Genomic DNA, 23410 nt, shown 5'->3' on the forward strand with positions numbered 1-23410 from the left:
AGGTTCCAGTATGTTATTTAAACTTTCCATGTCGGGGCTGAAAAGTAAGCTGAAAGATTATATCGTCTTACTTGTCGGTCTTGTCATGTCGATTTCAATTTTTTACATGTTCCAAACGTTAGCACTGAATAAAGCATTTTTAGAATCTAATTCAGTGATTAAATCTATTGGATTCGTATTCCAAGCAGGATCATTTTTATTAGCAATTATAACGTTCTTCTACATTTTATATGCAAACTCTTTCTTATTATCTCTTCGTCAAAAAGAGTTCGGTATGTATATGATGTTAGGTGCGAAAAAACATAAAGTTACATTACTTATGTTTATTGAAACAATCGTATTAGGTGCTGCGTCTCTTGCAATCGGGATTGCAGTTGGAGTAGGACTTGCAGAAGGTATTGGACAGTTATTAATGAAACAGCTTGAATTTGCTGGTGAAGGGTATAAAGCATTTTATCTACCATCTATGACTGTTACTTGCATCTTCTTCTTTGCACTATTTGTATTATCAGCAATTATGAACAGTATTAAATTGTCACGTATTTCTGTATTGCAACTAGTACATGCAGATGCACAAACAGAGCGTGTTGCAGTAAAAGGTAAAAAGACAGTTGTAGTGGCATTCCTTGCTGTTATTTTATTAGGTATAGGTTATGCATCTATGATCTATATGGAAAAACTAAAAGAGATGGGAATCCTTATTGCATTAATTACAACGACAGCTGGTACTTACATGCTATTTGGCTCACTTCTTCCAGTCATTATTAAAAAGTTAAAAAGTAATAAAAAGCGTAGTGAAAAAGGACTTAATGCTTTTACATTTGCACAATTAAACTTCCGAATTAATAGTTTAACAAAAGTACTTGCAACAGTGGCAATGTTAGTTGCACTTGGAGCTGGTGCAATTTCGGGCGGTATGGCGTTCAAAAATAACGTTATAAAAATGGTAGATGGTTTAGTAATATATGATTCAGTAGTTCATAATCCAACAGCTGAAGAAAAGAAAATTTTAGATGGTATTACATTTAAAGAGAAAAGCGAATATCGTTATAAAGTTGATGATAAATACGTTTACTATGTAAAAGAAGATTTAGAGAAAAATCGTCCTTTCGTAAAAGATATGGCAAAGATGAAGTCTATGAAGGATTTAGTAAATACGAAAAAAGTTTCAGAGGAACTACCGGTAGGTGCAGTTTCTAGAGAGATGAATCAAAAAGATGCGAATACTAAAGAACTTTCAGCGGAATGGACAGATGCTTTTAGTACAATCCATCCATATTATTTATACAATGATCATGCAATTAAAATTGTAGATCAAAAAATGTATGATGGGATAAATGGTAAAGAAGGTATAGCATTTATCGGAAAAACAGATGATTTTTTAACATATAAAAAAGAATGGAAAAAACTTGACGAGTTGCAGCTAGATAAATATAAAAATGTAAAAGCTGAACAAATGGATAGTAAATATCAAGCTTATAGTGGGTTCTATGGCATTGCGAGTGGAACAGTATTTATGGGATTCTTCCTTGGAATTGCGTTCTTAGCAATGATGGCAAGCTGTCTTATGTTTAAAATTCTTTCTGGTGCATCAAAAGATATTACGCGTTATCAAATGCTTCGTAAAATCGGTGTGCGCCGTGAGTTATTAACGAAATCGATTTATAAAGAGTTATTCTTAGTATTCTTATTCCCAGCAATTGTGGGTATCGCTCACGTATTAGTTGGTATGAATATTTTCGGATTTATTTTAATCGATCCGTACTTCCGTATTTGGATACCAATCGTAATTTTCGTAGTTATTTATGCGATTTATTACTTCATTACAGTTCAATTGTATAAAGGAATTGTTCTTCCGAAAGAAGATTAATAATAAAAACCGAGCAAAAACGCTCGGTTTTTATTATTTTCAGAAAAAACACTTTAATGTTACTGAAATGTATAATATAATGTAAGTAAGTAACGTAATATAAAAGTAGAAGTAGCTGTATAAGGAAAGGAGGAATCCAATCTGTAGAAAGAAGCTGAACTTTTATCCCCACATTTTTTTACCGCAACGTATTTATACAATCGTAAGTTTCCACATTGAAAGTTTTCAGAACCACCTGAGTATATTGTGAAAATAATGGATAACACATGGAAATCTCATAGCATGATAAGGTAAAATGGACAACATAATGAGAAAATTACCGTTCATAAGATGAGGAGAATACATGTATGGAAGTTGTAGAGGCATTAAAAGATATAAGCCAAATTGAGGCTATGAAAAAATATTTAAAAGAGCACTCCCAGCGAGATTATCTTTTATTTGTTATTGGAATTAACACAGGATTAAAAATTACAGAACTACTTAGCATGAAATTTGAAGATGTATTAAATGAAGACGGGACTGTTAAAGAGTTTTATGCTCTTCCTGTGAAAGATGAAAAATTTAAACAAGATATTTATTTAAATACAAAAGTAAAAGAAGCGCTTTTAGATTACGTACAATCTATTGGCGTTAAAAGAGAAAATTACGTATTCCAATCTAATAAAACGCCAAATTCAATTACGCGCCAACAAGCGTATCGTGTAATTCATAATGCTGCAGAAGCAGTTGGAGTTGTTGGTAAAATCGGAACGAATTCAATGCGAAAAACGTTCGGATTTCATGCGTACAAAAGAGGGATAGCGATTGCACTATTGCAAAAACATTTTCATCACGCGACTCCATCAGAGACACTAAAGTATTTAGGTATCTCAAAGGATGAGAGCTTTAAAACGGAGATTGATGTCGATTTATAAAAGCCGTAACTAAAAAATTAGGAGGCGGAAAATATGAATATTAGAGAGAGTGAACTGCCGGGTATTGGATGTAAGTTTGAAGTGATTACAAAAGGTAATGAAAAGATGGTTATCGTTATTCATGATGATGGCCGAAGAGAAATGTACCATTTTGATGCTGATCATGAAGAGAGTATTTCAAGCGTCTCTCTTCGTGATTCTGAAGCGAGACAAATTGCAGCTATATTGGGCGGAATGGTATATAGGCCACAAGCTTTAGATACGATTGAAATGGCTTTTGAGGGATTATCAATTGAGTGGTTTAAGGTGGAAAATAATGCACCAGTTGTACAAAAAACAATTGGTAGTTTACATGTTCGAAACACATATAACGTAACGATTATTGCCATTTTGAAAAAGAATATGAAGAAGTTCTTTAATCCAGGCCCAGATTCTATCATTGAAGCTGGCGATATGCTCGTATTATCAGGTGAAAGACATGAAGTGAAAAGAATTATTAATGAGTTGCTTTCAGTAGGAGGGGATTCATAATCGATGGATACTTTAATCTTTGAAGTTGGAACTGCGTTAGTATTAGTCGCTTTTGCAGCTATTCTCGCTGCAAAGTTAAAGTTCTCGATTATTCCGTTTCTTATTATACTCGGTATGCTAGTGGGGCCTCATGCCCCAGATTTAGGGCTTATCGATTTAAGATTTATTGAAAGTGGAGAAGTTATTTCCTTCCTCGGCCGTGTTGGCGTCATATTCCTCCTATTTTACTTAGGTTTAGAATTCTCAATTAAAAAATTAATTAAATCAGGAAAATCAATTGCTTTTGGGGGAACTGTTCATATATCGCTTAATTTTATATTAGGTTTACTTTACGGATATATAATGGGTTTCCCCTTATTAGAAACATTAATTATTGCTGGGATCATAACAATTTCATCGAGTGCAATTGTTGCGAAAGTAATTGTTGATTTAAGAAGATCTGGTAATAAAGAGACGGAGCTAATTTTAGGAATCATTATGTTTGATGATATCTTTTTAGCGGTATATTTATCAGTCGTTTCAGGATTAGTACTTGGAGGGGCAACATCATTTGTAGGTGCTCTTACATCTATTTTAATCGCAGTAGGTTATATGCTACTATTCTTTGTAGTTGCTAGAAAAGCTACACGGTTTTTAAATAAAATGTTAGATATTTCGTCCAATGAAATTTTTATTATTGTAATATTCGCTATTTTGTTCTTTGTAGCAGGATTTTCAGAAACGATTCATGTTGCAGAGGCAATTGGAGCATTATTACTAGGACTCGTTTTTTCTGAAACAGAGCATAGTGATCGAATTGAACAGCTTGTCGTTCCGTTTCGTGATTTCTTTGGAGCTATATTCTTTTTCAGCTTCGGTTTAAGTATAGACCCATTTTCACTTGGCGGAGCAGTGTGGTTGGCATTAGGAGCAGTTTTCATTACTCTTATCGGTAATTTTACTGCTGGAATGGTTGCGGGGCGTAAAGCTGGGTTATCGCATAAGGCTTCTACGAATATCGGTTTAACACTTGTATCACGCGGAGAATTTTCTATTATCGTCGCGAATATTGGAATTGCGGGTGGCTTAATGGCAGCGATTAAACCGTTCTCAGCTTTGTATGTTTTAATATTAGCATCGTTAGGACCTTTGTTAACGAAAGAATCTGGGAGAATATACTCGCTACTAGATAAGGTGTTTAAATGGAGTGCTAAAGAACGTGTGAAGCGAGAAAAGGAAGTTGGATAGTACAAATAAGGGTAGATTGCATGAAAATTTCATGCAGTCTACCCTTTTATATATTGTTACTGTTGTCGTTTTTTGTCGGTAAGTCGATATATTTTAATAATCGCTGATATATTTGTAGTTGCGCCGATATATTCTGATAATCGCTGATATAATCCAAGAAGCAACCAATATAAATTCATTTACCGACGAACTATTATCTGAATTTCATCAACTATTAATCAGTTGCCTTCCTATTTAAAAACGACTACAATTTTACTGTTATATATATGAACGAAAAAAATAGAATAGGAGGGGAAGCTATGCCAAGGAAAGTATGGCTATTAGTAGCTGGGATGATTATTAATGTCACGGGTGCTTCTTTTTTATGGCCTTTTAATACAATTTATTTACATGATCACTTGGGAAAATCTTTATCTGTGGCCGGAATGGTATTAATGATCAACTCGCTTACTGGTGTAATCGGAAACTTGCTCGGCGGTGTTTTATTTGATAAATGGGGCGGTTATAAATCAACTTTAGTAGGGATAGTGATTACACTTGTATCAATTTTAGGTCTTGTGTTCTTCCACGGTTGGCCGTTATATGTTGTATGGCTAGCGTTAATCGGCTTCGGTTCTGGAATGGTCTTCCCATCGATGTATGCGATGGTTGGTACGGTTTGGCCAGAAGGCGGAAGACGGGCATTTAATGCGATGTACGTTGGACAAAATGTTGGTATTGCGATCGGAACAGCATGTGGTGGATTAGTTGCATCGTATCGTTTTGATTATATTTTCTTAGCGAACTTTATTTTATACTTTGTTTTCTTCTTAATTGCTTTTATTGGATTCCGTGGTATGGAAGACAAGAAGGAGCCAGGAGTACAAAAAGAAGTGGAAATGAAAAAAGGGTGGTCACTTACACCTGGATTTAAAGCACTTCTTATCGTGTGTGTAGCATATGCTTTATGCTGGGTTACATACGTACAGTGGCAAGGAGCGATTGCAACACATATGCAAGAATTGAATATTAGCCTTCGTCACTATAGTTTATTATGGACGATAAACGGAGCAATGATTGTTTGTGCACAGCCACTTGTTAGTATGCTAATTCGCTGGATGAAGCGTTCTTTAAAACAGCAAATTATGATTGGAATCTTCATTTTTGCAGCTTCATTCATTGTGTTAAGTCAAGCGCAACAATTTACGATGTTCCTCGTTGCGATGGTAACATTAACAATAGGTGAGTTATTTGTATGGCCTGCGGTTCCAACGATTGCAAATATACTTGCACCAAAAGATAAATTAGGGTTTTATCAAGGGGTTGTAAATAGTGCGGCGACTGTAGGGAAAATGTTCGGGCCGGTCGTTGGCGGAGCAATTGTGGATTTATACAATATGGAAGTATTGTTTATAGCAATCATGGTAATGCTTGTAGTAGCGCTTATAGCAACGAGCATTTATGATAAACGAGTAAAAGTAGAAGAAACAGTTGAAGAAAAAATTGCAGTTTAGTTTGACGGAACATGTAACATGTTTTAGAATATATTTAAATAAAACAACCTTTAGAACAAGGGAGATAGCTCGGCTGTCTTAAGATGAATTCGTTAGTTATTAAGAGTAACGATTAACCGAGAAGTCCTCGCTTTAAGTAAGCTCTTAAGAGATACTAGGTGAAGGATAGTTCACGTAACTTATATGTGTAATAACAGTGAGAAGGAGTAGTAGTAATAGAAGCTGGTTTAGAGAGTTGACGGTCGGTGCAAGTCAATCCACGTTTCGTTATGAACTCGCCTTTGAGTTGCAGTTGTGAAACTAATAGTAGCAATTGCCGTTAATCCACGTTACGGATCTAAGCGAATGTATATTTGTACATTAATTTAGGGTGGTACCGCGGGAATCTATAACCTCTCGTCCCTTTTTAGGGATGAGAGGTTTTTTGTATTTTGGGCGGTGAAAATAAATAGAATTTCAAGGAGGGTATCTCATGAGCTTTAATCATCAAGAAATTGAGAAGAAGTGGCAAGGGTACTGGGAAGAGAATAAAACATTCCGTACGCCAGATGAGACAGAAAAACCAAAATTTTATGCACTAGATATGTTCCCATATCCATCAGGTGCAGGCTTACACGTAGGACATCCAGAAGGTTATACAGCGACAGATATTTTATCTCGTATGAAGCGTATGCAAGGATATAACGTTCTTCATCCAATGGGATGGGATGCATTTGGTCTTCCAGCAGAGCAATATGCACTTGATACTGGAAACAGCCCAGCTGAATTTACAGAGCATAATATTAATACGTTCCGTAACCAAATTAAATCATTAGGTTTCTCTTACGATTGGGACCGTGAAGTAAATACAACAGATCCAAACTACTATAAGTGGACGCAATGGATCTTCCTAAAACTATTTGAAAAAGGCTTAGCTTACGTTGATGAAGTACCTGTAAACTGGTGCCCAGCACTTGGTACAGTACTTGCAAACGAAGAAATCATTGACGGTAAGAGTGAGCGTGGTGGACATCCAGTTGAGCGTCGTCCGATGAGACAGTGGATGTTAAAAATTACAGCTTACGGAGATCGTCTATTAGAAGATCTAGATGAGCTTGATTGGCCTGAAAGCTTAAAAGATATGCAACGTAACTGGATCGGTCGTTCTGAAGGTGCAGAAGTACACTTCAACATCGATGGTACAGACGAGAAATTCACAGTTTTCACAACGCGCCCTGATACATTATTTGGTGCAACATACTGTGTACTAGCTCCAGAACATGCACTTGTTGCAGAAATTACAACAGCAGAACAAAAAGAAGCGGTAGAAGCTTACATTAACGCTGTAAAAATGAAGAGTGATCTAGAGCGTACAGAACTTGCGAAAGAAAAAACTGGTGTATTCACTGGTGCTTACGCAGTTAACCCAGTAAACGGTGAGAAATTACCAATCTGGATTGCTGACTATGTTCTTGCAACTTACGGAACAGGTGCTGTAATGGCAGTTCCAGCTCACGATGAGCGTGACTATGAATTCGCATCAGTATTTAATCTTCCAATGAAGGAAGTTGTAAAAGGCGGAGATATTACGAAAGAAGTGTACACAGGTGATGGTGCACACGTAAACTCAGCATTCCTTGATGGTTTAAATAAAGAAGAAGCAATCGCAAAAATGATTGAATGGCTTGAAGTAACGAGCGCAGGAAATCAAAAAGTAACGTACCGTCTACGTGACTGGTTATTCAGCCGTCAACGTTACTGGGGTGAGCCAATTCCAGTAATTCACTGGGAAGATGGTACAATGACAGCTGTGAAAGAAGAGGAATTACCATTAGTTCTTCCGAAAACAGAAAACATCCGTCCTTCAGGTACAGGTGAATCACCACTTGCTAACATTGACGAGTGGGTAAATGTTGTTGATCCTGAGACTGGTAAAAAAGGTCGTCGTGAAACAAATACAATGCCGCAATGGGCTGGTAGCTGTTGGTATTACCTACGTTACATCGATCCAAACAATAGCGAAGCACTTGTAGATCCTGAAAAAGTAAAACAATGGCTTCCAGTTGATATTTATATCGGTGGTGCAGAGCACGCTGTACTTCACTTACTATATGCTCGTTTCTGGCATAAAGTATTATACGATATCGGTGTAGTTCCAACGAAAGAACCGTTCCAACAATTATTCAACCAAGGTATGATTCTAGGTGAAAACAACGAGAAAATGAGTAAATCAAAAGGTAACGTTGTAAACCCTGATGATATCGTAGCAAGCCACGGTGCAGATACACTTCGTCTATACGAAATGTTCATGGGACCATTAGATGCTTCAATCGCTTGGTCTGAAAATGGTCTTGACGGAGCTCGTCGTTTCCTAGACCGCGTATGGCGTCTATTCGTTCAAGATAACGGTGAATTAAGTGAGAAAATTACTGACGCACCAAATAAAGAGCTTGAAAAAGCTTACCATCAAACAGTGAAGAAAGTAACAGAAGACTATGCAGAGCTTCGCTTCAACACAGCGATTTCTCAAATGATGGTATTCATCAACGATGCATACAAAGCTGAAACACTTCCAAGAGAATATGTAGAAGGTTTCGTAAAAATGATTGCACCAGTTGCACCTCATATCGGGGAAGAGCTATGGAGCAAACTTGGATACAATGAAACAATCACATATGCAAGCTGGCCAACATTTGATGAGTCTAAACTTGTAGAAGATGAAGTTGAAATCGTTGTTCAAGTTATGGGTAAAGTTCGCGCAAAACTAACAATGAGTAAAGACGCATCAAAAGAAGAAATGGAACAACTTGCACTTGAAGCAATTCAAGACCAAATTGAAGGGAAAACAGTTCGTAAAGTAATTGTTGTTCCTGGAAAACTTGTTAACGTTGTTGCAAACTAAATCATTTGAAAAAGCTCAGAGCGTTTATGTTCTGAGCTTTTTTGTATAGAAAATAATCTCAGGGTCACCTTCATCTAAGTTTTCAACTATTCCGCTACGTATAAAACCATTCGAGTTAAATACTTTCTGCATACTTTCATTCGATTCGTTCGTTGAAGAAAATATTTTTTGAGTAGGAGAATGACTTAACATATATGAGATTAACGAGCTTGCATAGCCTTGCCTTCTTTTAGTTGGTGAAACAATGATTAATGAGAGGAAAGTACAACCAAAGAAATTTGTATCGTATGTTAGAAAGCCAGAGATAGAATTTTCTTCTGTTACAATGATGCATCTGCCTTCACGGATAGTGTGCTTAATATAATTTCGTCTACTATCGTTTCCAATTACGTCAATATCTATATGGACGATTGAATCTAAATCATTGATAGAAGCCTTTGTTACATTCTTCAATATAAATACCTCCTAGAAAAAATATTCAGTTAATTAATTTTATCATGAATGAAGAAAAAGAAGCGGAATTCTAGTGCAGACAAACACCTATTCTTCTATAGGAAATATGATAAAAAAGGTAGGCTAAATTGAGTAGAAGAGGTGAAAGGAATGAAAGGGATGGACAATAATGCACCACATGGTTTCTTCGGGAGTGGATCGGATAGTTATGAACAAATGATGTTAATGGGAGGAGGACAACAAGGATACGGTGGAATTCCGAGCTGGATGGGCGGAACACCTGGAGGGTTTTCTACATCAGTAGCGGGTGTACAAACTGGAATTCCAACATTAACAGGAGGATTTCCATCATCGGTAGCCGGAGTGCAAACTGGAATCCCAACATTTGTTGGCGGAGCAGCGGGAGGAGTACCAGTAGGCGTACCAACTGCATTTCCATCTTTCGTTGGAGGAGTACAGACAGGATTTCCTGTACCGGGAGTAGGTGTTGTAGCAGGAGGAGTAGGTGGATATCCGCAAGTAGTTCACGGCTACCATGGTCATCATCACCACCATCAAGGTCAACATGGCCATCATGGACATCACCACCATCAAGGTCAACACGGCCATCATGGACATCACCACCATCAAGGTCAACACGGCCATCATGGTCATCACCACCATCAAGGTCAACACGGCCATCATGGTCATCACCATCATCAAGGTCAACATGGTCATCAGGGGCAACAAGTACATCACCACGGTCACCACCACATTCATCCGCAAGCTGTTCTTTATCAAACTCACCAAGGCCAACATCATGGACACCAAGGTCACCACCATCACCAAGGTCATCAAGGCCAACACGGTCATCATGGGCACCAAGGCCAACATCATGGACACCAAGGTCAACAGCACCAACAGCACCAACAGCACCAACAGCACCAACAATATCAGCAATATCAACAACAACAACAATCTTCTCCTTGGACAGGTGGAATTGGAGCAGGAGGAGCAGGGGCAGCAGCAGGAGCAGCTAGTATTAGTGGAGCAGCAGGACACGCAGGGCACGTGGGTCATTAATGATTGGCAGAAAAAAAGCCATAATAAAAAACTGCTAGGAAATCCTAGCAGTTTTTTTCAGCTTCTTGACGCTGACGTTCAATTTCAGCACGAAGTTGTGGTTCCGGTGCTTGCCAGCCTTCTGGCTTTAGAATCTTACCGTCGCCTTCACGGAATCGAGGCTTCCCATCAGGGAATAGTTTTGCCATGTTGGCGTTGTTTACAATTTCGAATCCTTTATCTGGACGTACGCCCATTTCTGCAAACGTTCCGAATGCAAAGTAAATAAGGTCAATCAGTGCATCGTATTGATCTTCAACAGTCGTTGCCTCTAGAAATTCTTCTAGTTCTTCCTGCATAAAACTTGCACGGATTTTTGCACGCTCTTCTGTTAATTTTGTTGGAGTATTTGTCACAGGATGTCCGAATACTTCATGCATTTTCGCAACAAGTTCGTATCCTTTATCTAAACCTTTTTCGTTTGTCATGTTGTTTCATCCTTTCTTACGTTATGCCGAAGTTTATTGTAACATAAGGTGATTATGAAATGAAAAGAACATCTTATCGAAATAAGATGTTCGCTCGTTATTCTTCTTTTTTTATTAAAAGCGATGAAATAAGATCGATGCCAAAAATACCGACGAGTAACATTGGTATAACGACAAGTAAGTAACGTGTGAAGGAAACATTTTTTAAGTATGTATGAGCAAATAAAAAGACGCCGAGAAATAAAATACCATTTAAAATAGGCTTTACTAATTTTTTAGACATAAGCTCCCCCATAAATATCTTCTCTCTCTATTTGATAATAAAAAACTCCTCTCTCCGTTGTATCATGCTGGAGAGAGGAGTTCAATCATTTCTCATTCAATAACACCAGAATTTGTAATATTTACGGTGTATTTTATATGAACCGGAACATCTTTATACATTTGTCTCCATTCTTCTAATTTGAATGGGCGATAATGTTGTTTATACTTTGCACCTAGCCCGAGAGGATCGACGCCTAAAGATTTAAATTGCTTAATTAACTTAGCAGCTTGTTTATCTAATTGTTTTTGTACATCTTTTTCAATGTTTTTTGTGTTCTTGTTATTTTCTAAGTTAATTTGTTTTGATAGTTCTTGAATACGTGCATCAAGACGAACGTGAATGAAAAAAGAAGGCTTTCCGTTTTTAATTTTTATATCGTAAGTTGGAACAGAACGAATATTATTAATCATTACGTACGCAGAATCTGTTTTAAATTCATGTGAATCTAATTTATGTTTCTCTAATAGTCCTTTAAATATGAACATATCTTTTTCCGCAATTTTACCGATATATTTATCCTTTTTAAAAAGGCCAATTCCGGTAATTTTTATTTTATCACCATGCTTCTTTAGAATGGGAATATAGTAGTCTTTTCCTTCTTGATAATAGCGAAATGCTCCTATATGTAGATTATCCGCTGGTAAAGGTCCGGTCTCCATGTTATGTTCTAGCAATTTTTTTATATAAATTGCAACGTTGTATGAAGTCGAATATTTGCCTTTTAAAAGTTCAGTACCATTCCCATCTAATAAAGCAGCATATAAAGCGTTCCCTATATTCACATCTCGGAGTAATGTATCGAATGAAGTAGACATTCCTGTTTTGGCAAGTCTTATCGTATATAGAGCGACACGCATTTGTCCACTAGCAAAAGGTTGAGAAGACTCTAAAGATGTGTCTGCTTTTACTTGTTTTACCGCATTTGCACTGCCTTCAAAAACTTGAACTTTATTTCCTTTTTTTTGAATGGGACAAACGAATGTCACTTTTACTTTATTATCTTTTGCAACGTCAAATACGGATCCTTGAATAAGTTGTACATCGTCGATAATATTTTTTTGTAAACATCCAATTAGACTGAAGAATGTTATACAAGAAATAAGTATTAATTTGCTTGTGCTTTTGATTTTTTCCATTTTCTTTTCACCCACACAATAATAAATAGGATTGGGATGTATACATAAATGAGCCAAAAACTAACCTTTGATACATTACTAATAAAGTTATTAATATCGTGTCTGTTTGTTAAAAGTTGCGAAACAATGAGAGTGATAAAGATAAAAGCAATTAAAACACCCCTTTGTTTTACACGGAATATTTCATGAGTTGCTCTCATTGACGCCCATAAAGGGAGGATAAAACTTGAAATAATAACGAGTGCATAGCCTGAAATTGCAATATATTCGAGTCTTTCTATAAATGGTAATTGAATAACTTGGGTCATAGAAAGTTGGGCCCATATCGTTTTTAACAATTGTTTTTCACTAAAAAATGCAAAGGCTAAAAGGGTGCTAAATAAATATAGAAGATTTGAAAATAGTGCTCCAAACTGAGCGTATTTATGAGATTGCATAGGCTTTTTCACAAATGGATACACCATGAGGTAAATCTCAAAACCGGTCATACTGTAGATTGACAGTTGAGCGGATTTTAAAATGTCTGAAAAAGAATGTGTGAATATAGGTAGTAAATTATCCCAATGTGAATATTTCAAAACGAATAAGCTTAGAAATAAATATCCTAATGTACCACCAACAGAGATGACGCAAATACCGGTAATTACACGAAATCCAGAAGAGATAATGTAATAGCTAACTAAGCATAAAAAGAGTGTTAACATAAAGGTAGAAGCGGTAGGAAACATCCATACTTGAATAATTTCAACATATGTTCGGATGACTGAAATACTAACGATTAAAAAATAAGCCATAAAGATGATGCTAATGCCATTTCCTAGCCATTTTCCAAATGTTTGCCGATGTAAATCAACTAAATTCCCATTTGTTTCTTTTAATAAGACATACATCATCCATATAAGAATGTGGATTAAAATTCCTGTGATTATAACTCCCATCCATCCGTCGTATCCAGCGGCCTTTGCGATGATTCGAGCGAAGCCGAGAACGCCAGCACCGAACTGTGCACCGTGAATTAAGAAGAAAACAAAGATAGGAGATATTTGATATTTTTCTTGAACTTTACTCATCGAATGCACCTCATTTCTTAATCATCAAAGTCTGATCTATGCTTTGTTGAAATTCCTTTCGCTGCTTTTTTTACATGTTGTGGCCTTGCTTGTACATCTCTTGTATCAATCATTGTTAAAGGAAAACGGATCCAAGAATCTTTAACAGATTGTTGTCTTGTTGGATAAAATAAAGCGTACGGCTTGCGTAAAGAAGTAAGTCTAAATAGATGGGTGAATAAAAAGATAAATCCAAGTGAAATACCGAAAAGTCCTCCTATTTCTGCAAATATGAGAAACGGGAAACGTAGTAATCGAACCGCATTACCCATTTTATAAATAGGTGTAATAAAGGAAGCGAGTGCTGATAAGGCAACGATAATTAATAAAATATTACTCGTTAAACCTGCTTGTACAGATGCTTGCCCGATTACGATACCCCCTACGATACCGAGCGTTTGACCAACTTTCATCGGTAACCTTGCGCCGGCTTCTCTTAATAAATCAATTGCAAGTTCTAAAAAGAGAGCTTCAATTAAAGGCGGGAACGGTACTTGTGCTCTTGATAAAATTAAAGTTTCAAGTAAATCACTCGGAATAAGTTCATAATGATAATTTAAAACTGCAACGTATAACGGTGTAGCGCAAATTGAAAATAGAACGGCAATTAATCTTAAAATCCTTGAAAATGTAGCGTACATCCAGGAGACGTTATAGTCTTCTGGTGAAATGAAAAAATCGAAATAGGATACAGGTGTTAGTAAAACACTCGGAGAACCATCAACAAAAATAGCAATTTTCCCATCAATTAGTGCTTTTGTAACTCTATCAGTACGTTCTGTATTGATATAGAGAGGGAAAATCGATTTTTCACCCATTAATTCTTGTAAATAAGCACTATCATTAATTTGATCATATTCAAGAGCGCGTAATGACTCTTCTAGAAAATCTACATTATCTTTTTCAGCAAGGTTGTCTAAGTACATCATGACAACTTTTGTTTTGGAAAACTCGCCGATAATCATTTCTTTTGTTTGTAAATCTAAAACAGGAAGACGTTTTCGAACTAAATTAATGTTTGTATCAATATCCTCTACGAAACCTTCTTGCGGACCAATAACAGTTGATTCGTTTAAAGGAGGGGTTGGTGCACGATAATTATCAATTGCAATGTTTGCAAGCATACATTTTTGATCTTGCTGATTCAATTGAATAATCGCATGCCCCTTTAAAACCATATCCTCAATTTTTTGTAAGTCGTTCGTAATTGTAATGCCGCTCATCGGGATATGTTCCTTAAGCTCTTCTAGTGATGCGTTAGGTCGTTCTAAAAGAGTGGGCATTAAATACTTTTGTAATTTTTCTCCATCAAGTGAAGGGCGATAGTAAGAAATCCAATAAGGCATCGTTTCATCGTCGGATGTATGATAATTTACAAAATCACTAGACTTTTTCAGCTTCTCTATTAAATTTTGTAAAGAATGAATACGATCTTTTTCTGGTTTTGTAAAGTCATAAATACTATTACCTCCAGAGCTTTGTTGCTTACTTTGAGAAGGTTCATCTTGCTTAGTGTTTTGCTGTTTATCTTGAAACGAATCACCTTGTTTAGTGCTTTGTTGCTTATCTTGAGACGAATCATCTTGTTTAGCACTTTGTTGCCTATCTTGAGAGGAATCATCCTGTTTAGCGCTTTGTTGCTTATCCTGAAACGAATCACCTTGTTTAGCACTTTGTTGCCTATCTTGAGACGAATCATCTTGTTTAGCGTTTTGTTGCTTATCCTGAGACGAATCACCTTGTTTAGCGTTTTGTTGCTTATCCTGAGAGGAATCCTCTTGTTTAGCGTTTTGTTGCTTATCCTGAGAGGAATCCTCTTGTTTAGCACTTTGTTGCTTATTCTGAGAAGAATCTTTTTGCTCGTTATTTTTACCTTTATTATGTTTCATACTTCTAGTCTGTTCTTTGTTATCATCCTCTTGATTGTTAGAATGCTGCTCCTGATTATCTGTTTCGTTTGCTTCTGGTTTATTTGATTTTTTTTTCTTACGTAACCAATTCCAAATCATATGTACGCCCTCTTTAATCTTGTAATATAGTGCTATTTTGTGGCTAATTTTGTATATTATTCATTTATTTATGAAAAGAAGAAGGAGATTAGTTTGCATAGAAAAAAAACTTTAGTAAGCAGTTCATACTATAACGGGGAGAGGGAGAGTCTGTGCAAATTGTAAAAAAGGAGAAGTTTGTTTTAAAAGGGTTTACGTTTGAAAATGGCAGAGAAATTCCTGTTCAAATGGGATACGAGACATATGGCACTTTAAATAGAGAAAGGTCAAATGTGATTTTGGTTTGTCATTATTTTAGTGCAACAAGTCATGCGGCAGGAAAATATACAGTGCATGATGAGGAGTCTGGTTGGTGGGATGGGCTAATTGGACCTGGAAAAGCAATTGATACAAATAAGTATTTTGTTATATGTACGGATAATCTTTGTAATGTGCAGGTGAGGAATCCATATGTAATTACAACAGGACCGAAATCAATTAATCCAGAAACTGGAGAAGAATATGCTATGGATTTTCCGATTTTTACATTTCTTGATGTAGCTTGTGTGCAATATGAGTTAATAAAAGGTATGGGAATTTCAAGGTTACACGCTGTAATCGGACCGTCGGCGGGGGGGATGATTGCACAACAATGGGCGGTTCACTATCCACATATGGTAGAGCGGATGATTGGCGTTATTACGAACCCACAAAATCCAATTATTACGTCAGTAAACGTAGCGCAAAATGCGATTGAAGCAATTCAACTGGATCCAAGTTGGAAAGAGGGGAAATATGGAGAACAGCAGCCGATAAAGGGGCTTCATTTAGCAAATAGAATGATGTTTATGAACGCGTTTGATGAGCATTTTTATGAAATGGCATTTCCTCGTAATAGTATAGAGATAGAACCTTATGAAAAGTTTGCTACACTAACATCATTTGAAAAAGAAATAAATAAAGCGACATATAGAAGTATGGAGTTAGTAGATGCAAATTCATGGATATATACTGCGAAGGCAGTTTTATTGCATGATATTGCACATGGGTTTTCTTCACTAGAAGAATCTCTTTCTAACATAGAAGCGAATGTACTTATGATTCCGTGTAAACAAGATTTGCTTCAGCCGTCTCGTTATAATTATAAAATGGTTGATATTTTGCAAAAACAAGGAAAATATGCGGAAGTATATGAGATAGAAAGTATAAATGGGCATATGGCAGGAGCATTGGATATTCATTTATTCGAAAAGAAAGTTTATGAATTTTTGAATCGGAAAGTATCTAGTTTTGTGTAGAAGGAAAATGATGGGGAAAAGGTGCAGTGTTTGAAGTAGGCACCTTTTTTCACATGATTTGTAGACGGAAAATATATGTAGCAATTGCTATACCGAAAAACGCTATGCTAAGCAATAGAAATAAGAATGACATTTCTTGTGGCGATTTTATCTTTTTATTATTTTTCATACTAAGTACAATAATTGCAGCGAGTAAGAACACAATGCCTATAATGAAAAGAAAAAGCGTCATTTTAATCGACTCCTTTCATAAAACAAGTATATTGAGGATACAATGTGCTAGTTATGTTTGTAAAGAATAAGTTTTACGAGAAAATTGAGAAATAGCTTTTCGATTCTTTGCGTTCTTTCTTTTGCATGCTAAAATTGGTAGAGAATGTTTGTGAAAAAGAAACTAAAGGTTTTATTGTATATAAGGAGGAACTACATATGACAGAAGTTAAAACAATTACTACAGAAGAGGTGCAAGAGCGTTTAGAAAATGGAGAAACGTTATTTTTAGTAGATGTAAGAGAAGATGAAGAAGTAGCGGCAGGAAAGATTCCAGAAGCTGTACATATTAAAATGGGCGATATCCCACATAAAGTAGATTTCTTTAATAAAGAGAATGAATATATCTTTATTTGTCGTTCAGGAATGCGCAGTGAAAATGTATGTCATTATTTAAATGAACAAGGGTTTAAAACAGTGAACATGGTTGGCGGTATGCTTCAATATGAAGGTGAAACGAAATAGTTAATTGTAAAAAACTTGAAACGAGTCTGTTTCAAGTTTTTTTCTTTTGCATACAGTATAAAAAAGGAGGAGGGGTAAATGGGGATTAATTTGCGTAAAGTAAAAATTATTAATAATACAGGAGCTGTTAATGTCGGTGACTGTTATGATCTCTCACCTTTAGCTGTAGCAAAAGTATATGCAGGTGCTGGAGGATCGAGTGCGGCTATTTTTTTAAATGGAAAAAGGCAGCCAGAAGCGGTCATTAGAACATCAGTATTTCTTCCGCCTTTGGCAACGAGTACACGTACGTTAGGTTCATAGAGGAAAGGTAGAGTGTAATTATGCCTGCTCATATAAAAGAGTTTGTTATTGTGAATAACACTGGAAATATATTTACCGGTGATAATTTGAGCGACACTTCATTTACTGCTTCGAAATCATATAGTGGTTCAATGGGGTGTACTTGGATTGATGTTGTTACAGTAATAGGGACGGAGACGAAGCTTTGTTTACAGCCGGGAGATTCGGTGACGACGACGTATACAAGGGGCACTCCTGCTGGTACTGTAACAGGAGCAAATATGGGGCAAAATGTAAATACATCGAGTATAGCGCAGGCTGTCCCTAATACAGATAATATGGATTCAATTGCAGGACTCCCTTAAGAAATTAAGGGAGTTTTTATTATTTAAAATAAAAATAGTCTTGGAAATTATTTTTGTAAATAGATTAAGAAGAGGCTTATTTATTATGAAAAAGACGGTTTGTAGGCGGTGAAAGTGTGAAGAATCGTGATAATAATCGGAAGCAAAATTCGTTAAGCTCTAATTTTAGAATTCCACCCGAACTTATTGGGCCTACTTTCCCCCCTGTTCCAACTGGGTTTACAGGTATAGGGATTACTGGTCCAACCGGTCCACAAGGCCCAACAGGACCTCAAGGACCAAGAGGATTACAAGGTCCGATGGGGGAGATGGGCCCGACAGGACCTCAAGGTGTGCAAGGGATACAAGGATCAGTTGGGCCAATAGGTGCAACTGGACCAGAAGGACAGCAGGGCCCACAAGGATTGAGAGGACCACAAGGAGAAACTGGAGCGACAGGACCTCAAGGGGTGCAAGGGTTACAAGGTCCGATTGGTCCAACGGGAGCGACTGGGGCACAAGGTATACAAGGGATACAGGGATTACAGGGGCCAATTGGAGCGACGGGACCTGAGGGACCTCAAGGAATTCAAGGCGTCCAAGGGTTACCGGGTGTAACTGGTCCACAAGGAATACAAGGAGCACAAGGGATACAAGGAACACAAGGACCGAGTGGAAATACAGGTGCAACCGGAGCAACTGGTCAGGGGATAACAGGCCCGACTGGAATAACAGGTCCAACTGGGATAACTGGACCATCTGGAGGACCTCCTGGTCCGACGGGGCCGACTGGTGCGACAGGTCCGGGCGGTGGACCGAGTGGAAGTACAGGTGCGACTGGAGCAACTGGGAATACTGGAGCTACAGGAAGTACAGGGATAACAGGAGCAACGGGAAGTACAGGTCCGACTGGAAGTACGGGAGCACAGGGCTTGCAAGGAATCCAAGGGATTCAAGGGCCAATTGGTCCAACAGGTCCAGAAGGTCCGCAGGGTATTCAAGGTATTCCTGGTCCGACGGGAGTAACTGGTGAACAAGGAATACAAGGAGTTCAAGGTATTCAAGGGGCAACGGGAGCAACAGGGGATCAAGGTCCACAAGGTATACAGGGGGCTATAGGGCCTCAAGGGGCCACAGGAGCAACAGGAGATCAAGGTCCACAAGGAATACAAGGAGTACCAGGGCCATCAGGAGCAACAGGCCCACAGGGAGTTCAAGGGATACAAGGTCCGATGGGTGATATAGGACCAACAGGTCCAGAAGGTCCAGAGGGACTTCAGGGCCCGCAAGGAATACAAGGTGTGCCAGGGCCAGTTGGAGCAACGGGTCCAGAGGGTCCTCAGGGGATACAAGGTATTCAAGGATCGGTAGGAGCAACAGGCCCACAAGGTCCCCAAGGAATTCAGGGAATACAAGGTGTGCAAGGGATAACGGGAGCAACTGGAGTACAAGGAGCAACTGGAATTCAAGGGATACAAGGGGAAATAGGAGCAACGGGTCCAGAGGGTCCCCAAGGAGTGCAAGGTGCTCAAGGGGAGATTGGTCCAACAGGTCCGATGGGTCCCCAAGGTGTGCAAGGAGTACAAGGAATTCAAGGAGCGACGGGCGCACAAGGAGTGCAAGGTCCACAGGGAATTCAAGGAATCCAAGGTCCGACGGGGGCAACAGGAGATACGGGAGCAACTGGGGCGACAGGGGAAGGCACTACAGGTCCAACAGGAGTAACCGGTCCAACAGGGGTAACAGGCCCATCTGGAGGACCAGCAGGACCGACCGGCCCAACGGGGCCATCAGGTCCGGCGGGAGTAACAGGTCCATCTGGTGGACCACCTGGCCCGACAGGAGTAACCGGGGCGACAGGAGTAACAGGAGATACTGGGGCGACAGGCTCAACTGGAGTGACAGGAGCGACAGGAGAAACGGGAGCAACCGGAGTGACGGGTTTGCAAGGTCCGCAAGGAATCCAAGGTGTGCAGGGAGAGATAGGTCCGACGGGTCCCCAAGGTGTTCAAGGTCCCCAAGGAATTCAAGGAGTAACGGGGGCCACTGGAGATCAAGGTCCGCAAGGGATTCAAGGCCCACAAGGCGACATAGGTCCAACCGGCCCACAAGGAATTCAAGGCCCACAAGGTTCTCAAGGAATCCAAGGAGCGACAGGGGGAACAGGAGCACAAGGTCCACAGGGAATCCAAGGTCCGCAAGGTGACATAGGTCCGACTGGGCCACAAGGTCCAACTGGAATCCAAGGGATACAAGGAGAAATAGGTCCGACAGGTCCAGAAGGCCCAGAAGGACTTCAGGGCCCGCAAGGAATACAAGGTGTTCAAGGGCCAGTTGGAGCAACGGGTCCAGAGGGTCCTCAGGGGATACAAGGCATTCAAGGACCGGTAGGAGCAACAGGCCCACAAGGTCCACAAGGAATACAGGGAATCCAAGGTGTGCAAGGGATAACGGGAGCAACTGGAGCACAAGGAGCAACTGGAATTCAAGGGATACAAGGGGAAATAGGAGCAACCGGTCCAGAGGGCCCCCAAGGAGTGCAAGGTATACAAGGGGTGATTGGTCCAACCGGTCCGATGGGGACACAGGGAGTGCAAGGAATTCAAGGGATTCAAGGAGCAACAGGTGCACAAGGAGTGCAAGGCCCACAAGGAATTCAAGGGATACAAGGTCCGACGGGAGCAACAGGAGATACGGGGGCAACCGGAGCGACGGGAGAAGGAACTACCGGTCCAACAGGAGTAACCGGTCCAACAGGGGTGACTGGTCCGTCAGGAGGACCAGCAGGACCGACCGGCCCAACGGGGCCATCAGGTCCGACAGGAGTGACAGGTCCATCAGGTGGACCACCTGGCCCGACAGGAGCAACAGGTGCGACAGGAGTAACAGGAGATAACGGGGCGACAGGCTCAACTGGAGTGACAGGAGCGACAGGAGCAACGGGAGCAACCGGAGTGACGGGTTTACAGGGCCCGCAAGGAATCCAAGGTGTTCAAGGAGAGATAGGTCCAACCGGTCCACAGGGTATTCAAGGTCCTCAAGGAATCCAAGGAGTAACGGGGGCAACCGGAGCACAAGGTCCCCAAGGAATTCAAGGCCCACAAGGCGACATAGGTCCAACCGGCCCGCAAGGAATTCAAGGTCCACAAGGTCCTCAAGGAATCCAAGGAGCGACAGGAGCAACAGGAGCACAAGGCCCACAGGGAATCCAAGGTCCACAAGGTGACATAGGTCCGACCGGCCCACAAGGCCCGCAAGGAATTCAAGGCCCGCAAGGAATTCAAGGTCCAACGGGAGCTACAGGAGCAACCGGAGCGACAGGTCCACAAGGGATTCAAGGTCCACAAGGAATTCAAGGCCCGCAAGGAATTCAAGGTCCAACGGGAGCTACAGGAGCAACCGGAGCGACAGGTCCCCAAGGAATTCAAGGCCCACAAGGAATTCAAGGCCCGCAAGGAATTCAAGGTCCAACGGGAGCTACAGGAGCAACCGGAGCGACAGGTCTCCAAGGAATTCAAGGCCCACAAGGAATTCAAGGCCCGCAAGGAATCCAAGGTCCAACGGGGGCTACAGGAGCAACCGGTTCACAAGGCCCAACTGGAGATACAGGTCCAACCGGAGCTGGAGCCACTGGAGCGACCGGGGCGACTGGAGTTAGTACAACTGCAACATATGCATTTGCGAATAATACATCAGGAACCGCTATTTCTGTTTTATTAGGTGGCACGAATGTACCATTACCGAACAATCAAAATATTGGTCCAGGAATTACTGTTAGTGGAGGAAATACTGTATTTACAGTTGCGAATGCAGGGAATTATTATATAGCTTATACAATTAATCTAACGGCAGGATTACTTGTAAGTTCTCGTATAACTGTAAATGGCAGTCCGCTTGCGGGAACGATAAATGCTCCGACAGTTGCTACTGGTTCATTTAGTGCAACAATAATTGCTAACTTGCCTGCTGGAGCTGCTGTTAGCTTACAGTTATTTGGAGTAGTTGCAATAGCTACATTATCTACAGCAACGCCAGGGGCTACCCTGACTATTATTAGATTAAGTTAATAAGCAGAGAACCTTGAAGCTTTTATGTTTCAAGGTTTTTTTATCTTTGTATTTGTAAGTAAACCTCGTTAACCAGGGGGAGTGAATCCCCTCTAATTATTTAAAGTTTCACTTTATTCACTTGAGCAAAAACATCGCAGTTCGAAAATATATTATAATAGAATGAAAAGAAAGAAATTTGGCAGAAAGGGAGGGTGGCGATGCAGGAGATGGTTAAAGATTTTTTTGGACGCCCACTTCAAGATTTACGTATATCTGTCATTGATCGTTGCAATTTTAGATGTACATATTGTATGCCAGCGGAAATATTTGGGCCAGAATATGCTTTTTTGAAAGACGAGTTTTTACTAACTTTTGATGAAATTGAGCGTTTGGCAAAATTATTTGTTAGCATCGGTGTACGGAAAATTAGACTTACTGGCGGTGAGCCACTGCTTCGTAAAGATTTAACAAAACTTATTGCACGTCTTGTGAAAATTGATGGGCTAATAGATATAGGGTTAACGACAAATGCTATTCATTTAACGAAACAAGCGAAGGCATTAAAAGAAGCTGGATTACATAGAGTGAATGTTAGTTTAGATGCGATAGATGATGACATATTTAAGAATATTAATGGTCGAAATATTAATACGAAACCGGTAATTAAGGGAATTATAGCAGCTAAAGAGGCGGGCTTGGAAGTAAAGGTAAATATGGTTGTGAAAAAAGGGATGAACGATCATCAAGTACTACCGATGGCTGCGTATTTTAAAGAGCAAGGAATCACGCTTCGGTTTATTGAGTTTATGGATGTTGGTAGTACAAATGGGTGGAATTTTGATCAAGTCGTTACAAAACGAGAATTGATTGAGATGATTCATAAGGTGTATCCGCTTGAGCCAGCTGAAGCGCATTACTTTGGTGAAGTTGCGAAGCGATATCGGTACGTTGGAACAAATGTTGAAGTTGGTTTTATTACATCTGTTTCTGAGTCATTTTGTGTCTCTTGTACGAGGGCGAGAATTTCGGCAGATGGAAAGTTTTATACGTGCTTATTTGCGACAGAGGGTTTGGATGTAAGAGAACTTCTTAGAGGAAATCTTTCGGATGAGGAGTTATTAAGTGTTATACAAGATGTATGGATGAATAGAAAAGATAGGTATTCGGATGAACGAACAGAAGAAAGTGCAAAAAATCGTCCAAAAATCGAAATGTCTTATATAGGAGGATAAGAAAGGGGGGTATC

20 protein-coding genes and 1 other annotated feature are annotated in these 23410 nt (G+C 39.4%); of the genes, 13 read left to right on the forward strand and 7 right to left on the reverse strand.

Annotation, left to right across the window (positions count from 1 at the left end; all coding sequences use genetic code 11):
• The first annotated feature begins 10 nt into the window (after positions 1-10).
• The 6 genes from AC22L0_RS12955 (at position 11) to leuS (ending at position 8916) form a co-directional block, all read left to right on the forward strand.
• Positions 11-1870, forward strand: a complete 1860-nt coding sequence (locus AC22L0_RS12955; protein ID WP_000897799.1) for an FtsX-like permease family protein — start codon at positions 11-13, stop codon at positions 1868-1870.
• Between the two features lie 347 nt (positions 1871-2217).
• Positions 2218-2784, forward strand: coding sequence for a tyrosine-type recombinase/integrase (locus AC22L0_RS12960; RefSeq protein ID WP_000454205.1), 567 nt, complete (start codon positions 2218-2220; stop codon positions 2782-2784).
• 33 nt (positions 2785-2817) lie between these two features.
• On the forward strand, positions 2818-3315 hold the full coding sequence (locus AC22L0_RS12965) for a cation:proton antiporter regulatory subunit (protein WP_001026053.1): 498 nt from the start codon (positions 2818-2820) through the stop codon (positions 3313-3315).
• A gap of 3 nt (positions 3316-3318) precedes the next feature.
• Positions 3319-4542, forward strand: a complete 1224-nt coding sequence (locus AC22L0_RS12970; RefSeq protein ID WP_000380174.1) for a cation:proton antiporter — start codon at positions 3319-3321, stop codon at positions 4540-4542.
• Between the two features lie 299 nt (positions 4543-4841).
• A complete protein-coding gene (locus tag AC22L0_RS12975; protein WP_001137554.1) occupies positions 4842-6035 on the forward strand; it encodes an MDR family MFS transporter in 1194 nt (397 codons plus the stop codon).
• 187 nt (positions 6036-6222) lie between these two features.
• Positions 6223-6442, forward strand: a binding site (T-box leader).
• 65 nt (positions 6443-6507) lie between these two features.
• Positions 6508-8916: a leucine--tRNA ligase gene (gene leuS, locus AC22L0_RS12980; protein WP_000009466.1), complete on the forward strand. Its 2409-nt coding sequence runs from the start codon at positions 6508-6510 to the stop codon at positions 8914-8916.
• A gap of 24 nt (positions 8917-8940) precedes the next feature.
• Here the strand turns inward: leuS and AC22L0_RS12985 are convergent, their stop codons facing one another.
• Entirely contained in the window at positions 8941-9369 is a 429-nt protein-coding gene (locus tag AC22L0_RS12985) for a GNAT family N-acetyltransferase (RefSeq protein WP_000800325.1), read from the reverse strand.
• Positions 9370-9519: 150 nt separating this feature from the next.
• Between AC22L0_RS12985 and AC22L0_RS12990 the strand changes: the two genes are divergently transcribed.
• Positions 9520-10431 (forward strand): hypothetical protein, encoded by a 912-nt coding sequence (locus AC22L0_RS12990; protein ID WP_487272430.1) that lies wholly within the window; start codon positions 9520-9522, stop codon positions 10429-10431.
• A gap of 44 nt (positions 10432-10475) precedes the next feature.
• Here AC22L0_RS12990 and AC22L0_RS12995 read toward each other — a convergent pair whose 3' ends face one another.
• The 5 genes from AC22L0_RS12995 to AC22L0_RS13015 all read right to left on the reverse strand — a co-directional run bounded on the left by AC22L0_RS12995 (position 10476) and on the right by AC22L0_RS13015 (position 15477).
• On the reverse strand, positions 10476-10898 hold the full coding sequence (locus AC22L0_RS12995) for a pyrophosphohydrolase domain-containing protein (RefSeq protein ID WP_000180554.1): 423 nt from the start codon (positions 10896-10898) through the stop codon (positions 10476-10478).
• Positions 10899-10995: 97 nt separating this feature from the next.
• Entirely contained in the window at positions 10996-11181 is a 186-nt protein-coding gene (locus tag AC22L0_RS13000) for a hypothetical protein (protein ID WP_000038781.1), read from the reverse strand.
• 92 nt (positions 11182-11273) lie between these two features.
• A complete protein-coding gene (gene gerHC / locus AC22L0_RS13005) occupies positions 11274-12359 on the reverse strand; it encodes a spore germination protein GerHC (RefSeq protein ID WP_000411387.1) in 1086 nt (361 codons plus the stop codon).
• On the reverse strand, positions 12329-13429 hold the full coding sequence (locus AC22L0_RS13010) for a spore germination protein (protein ID WP_000049056.1): 1101 nt from the start codon (positions 13427-13429) through the stop codon (positions 12329-12331). Before AC22L0_RS13010 ends, gerHC begins: the two co-directional genes overlap by 31 nt.
• 17 nt (positions 13430-13446) lie before the next feature.
• Positions 13447-15477, reverse strand: a complete 2031-nt coding sequence (locus tag AC22L0_RS13015; RefSeq protein ID WP_087967204.1) for a spore germination protein — start codon at positions 15475-15477, stop codon at positions 13447-13449.
• A gap of 152 nt (positions 15478-15629) precedes the next feature.
• On the opposite strand from AC22L0_RS13015, the gene AC22L0_RS13020 reads away from it, so the two are divergent.
• Positions 15630-16754 carry a homoserine O-acetyltransferase family protein gene (locus tag AC22L0_RS13020; protein ID WP_001167634.1) on the forward strand — a complete coding sequence of 375 codons (1125 nt, stop codon included), beginning with the start codon at positions 15630-15632 and terminating at the stop codon, positions 16752-16754.
• A 49-nt stretch (positions 16755-16803) separates the two neighbouring features.
• On the opposite strand, the gene AC22L0_RS13025 is transcribed toward AC22L0_RS13020, so the two are convergent.
• The gene (locus tag AC22L0_RS13025) at positions 16804-16986 is read right to left on the reverse strand and encodes a hypothetical protein (protein WP_000171881.1); all 183 of its coding nucleotides are present in this window, start codon (positions 16984-16986) and stop codon (positions 16804-16806) included.
• A 197-nt stretch (positions 16987-17183) separates the two neighbouring features.
• On the opposite strand from AC22L0_RS13025, the gene AC22L0_RS13030 reads away from it, so the two are divergent.
• The 5 genes from AC22L0_RS13030 (at position 17184) to moaA (ending at position 23396) form a co-directional block, all read left to right on the forward strand.
• Positions 17184-17489, forward strand: coding sequence for a rhodanese-like domain-containing protein (locus AC22L0_RS13030; protein ID WP_000141207.1), 306 nt, complete (start codon positions 17184-17186; stop codon positions 17487-17489).
• 78 nt (positions 17490-17567) lie between these two features.
• Positions 17568-17792, forward strand: coding sequence for a spore germination protein (locus tag AC22L0_RS13035; protein WP_000512465.1), 225 nt, complete (start codon positions 17568-17570; stop codon positions 17790-17792).
• A gap of 20 nt (positions 17793-17812) precedes the next feature.
• Positions 17813-18136, forward strand: coding sequence for a hypothetical protein (locus AC22L0_RS13040; RefSeq protein ID WP_001110848.1), 324 nt, complete (start codon positions 17813-17815; stop codon positions 18134-18136).
• Between the two features lie 116 nt (positions 18137-18252).
• Positions 18253-22182, forward strand: coding sequence for a BclA-related collagen-like exosporium protein (locus AC22L0_RS13045; RefSeq protein WP_098382522.1), 3930 nt, complete (start codon positions 18253-18255; stop codon positions 22180-22182).
• Between the two features lie 200 nt (positions 22183-22382).
• Positions 22383-23396: a GTP 3',8-cyclase MoaA gene (gene moaA / locus AC22L0_RS13050; RefSeq protein WP_001157117.1), complete on the forward strand. Its 1014-nt coding sequence runs from the start codon at positions 22383-22385 to the stop codon at positions 23394-23396.
• The last annotated feature ends 14 nt before the right edge of the window (positions 23397-23410 follow it).

This window comes from Bacillus sp. LQ01 (assembly GCF_057624735.1).

Bases quoted from the DNA above. Each gene is read 5' to 3' on its own strand.
- AC22L0_RS12955 (WP_000897799.1), top strand. From the start codon at position 11: ATGTTATTTAAACTTTCCATGTCGGGGCTGAAAAGTAAGCTGAAAGAT.
- AC22L0_RS12960 (WP_000454205.1), top strand. From the start codon at position 2,218: ATGGAAGTTGTAGAGGCATTAAAAGATATAAGCCAAATTGAGGCTATG.
- AC22L0_RS12965 (WP_001026053.1), top strand. From the start codon at position 2,818: ATGAATATTAGAGAGAGTGAACTGCCGGGTATTGGATGTAAGTTTGAA.
- AC22L0_RS12970 (WP_000380174.1), top strand. From the start codon at position 3,319: ATGGATACTTTAATCTTTGAAGTTGGAACTGCGTTAGTATTAGTCGCT.
- AC22L0_RS12975 (WP_001137554.1), top strand. From the start codon at position 4,842: ATGCCAAGGAAAGTATGGCTATTAGTAGCTGGGATGATTATTAATGTC.
- leuS (WP_000009466.1), top strand. From the start codon at position 6,508: ATGAGCTTTAATCATCAAGAAATTGAGAAGAAGTGGCAAGGGTACTGG.
- AC22L0_RS12990 (WP_487272430.1), top strand. From the start codon at position 9,520: ATGAAAGGGATGGACAATAATGCACCACATGGTTTCTTCGGGAGTGGA.
- AC22L0_RS12995 (WP_000180554.1), bottom strand. From the start codon at position 10,898: ATGACAAACGAAAAAGGTTTAGATAAAGGATACGAACTTGTTGCGAAA.
- AC22L0_RS13000 (WP_000038781.1), bottom strand. From the start codon at position 11,181: ATGTCTAAAAAATTAGTAAAGCCTATTTTAAATGGTATTTTATTTCTC.
- gerHC (WP_000411387.1), bottom strand. From the start codon at position 12,359: ATGGAAAAAATCAAAAGCACAAGCAAATTAATACTTATTTCTTGTATA.
- AC22L0_RS13010 (WP_000049056.1), bottom strand. From the start codon at position 13,429: ATGAGTAAAGTTCAAGAAAAATATCAAATATCTCCTATCTTTGTTTTC.
- AC22L0_RS13015 (WP_087967204.1), bottom strand. From the start codon at position 15,477: ATGATTTGGAATTGGTTACGTAAGAAAAAAAAATCAAATAAACCAGAA.
- AC22L0_RS13025 (WP_000171881.1), bottom strand. From the start codon at position 16,986: ATGACGCTTTTTCTTTTCATTATAGGCATTGTGTTCTTACTCGCTGCA.
- AC22L0_RS13030 (WP_000141207.1), top strand. From the start codon at position 17,184: ATGACAGAAGTTAAAACAATTACTACAGAAGAGGTGCAAGAGCGTTTA.
- AC22L0_RS13035 (WP_000512465.1), top strand. From the start codon at position 17,568: ATGGGGATTAATTTGCGTAAAGTAAAAATTATTAATAATACAGGAGCT.
- AC22L0_RS13040 (WP_001110848.1), top strand. From the start codon at position 17,813: ATGCCTGCTCATATAAAAGAGTTTGTTATTGTGAATAACACTGGAAAT.
- moaA (WP_001157117.1), top strand. From the start codon at position 22,383: ATGCAGGAGATGGTTAAAGATTTTTTTGGACGCCCACTTCAAGATTTA.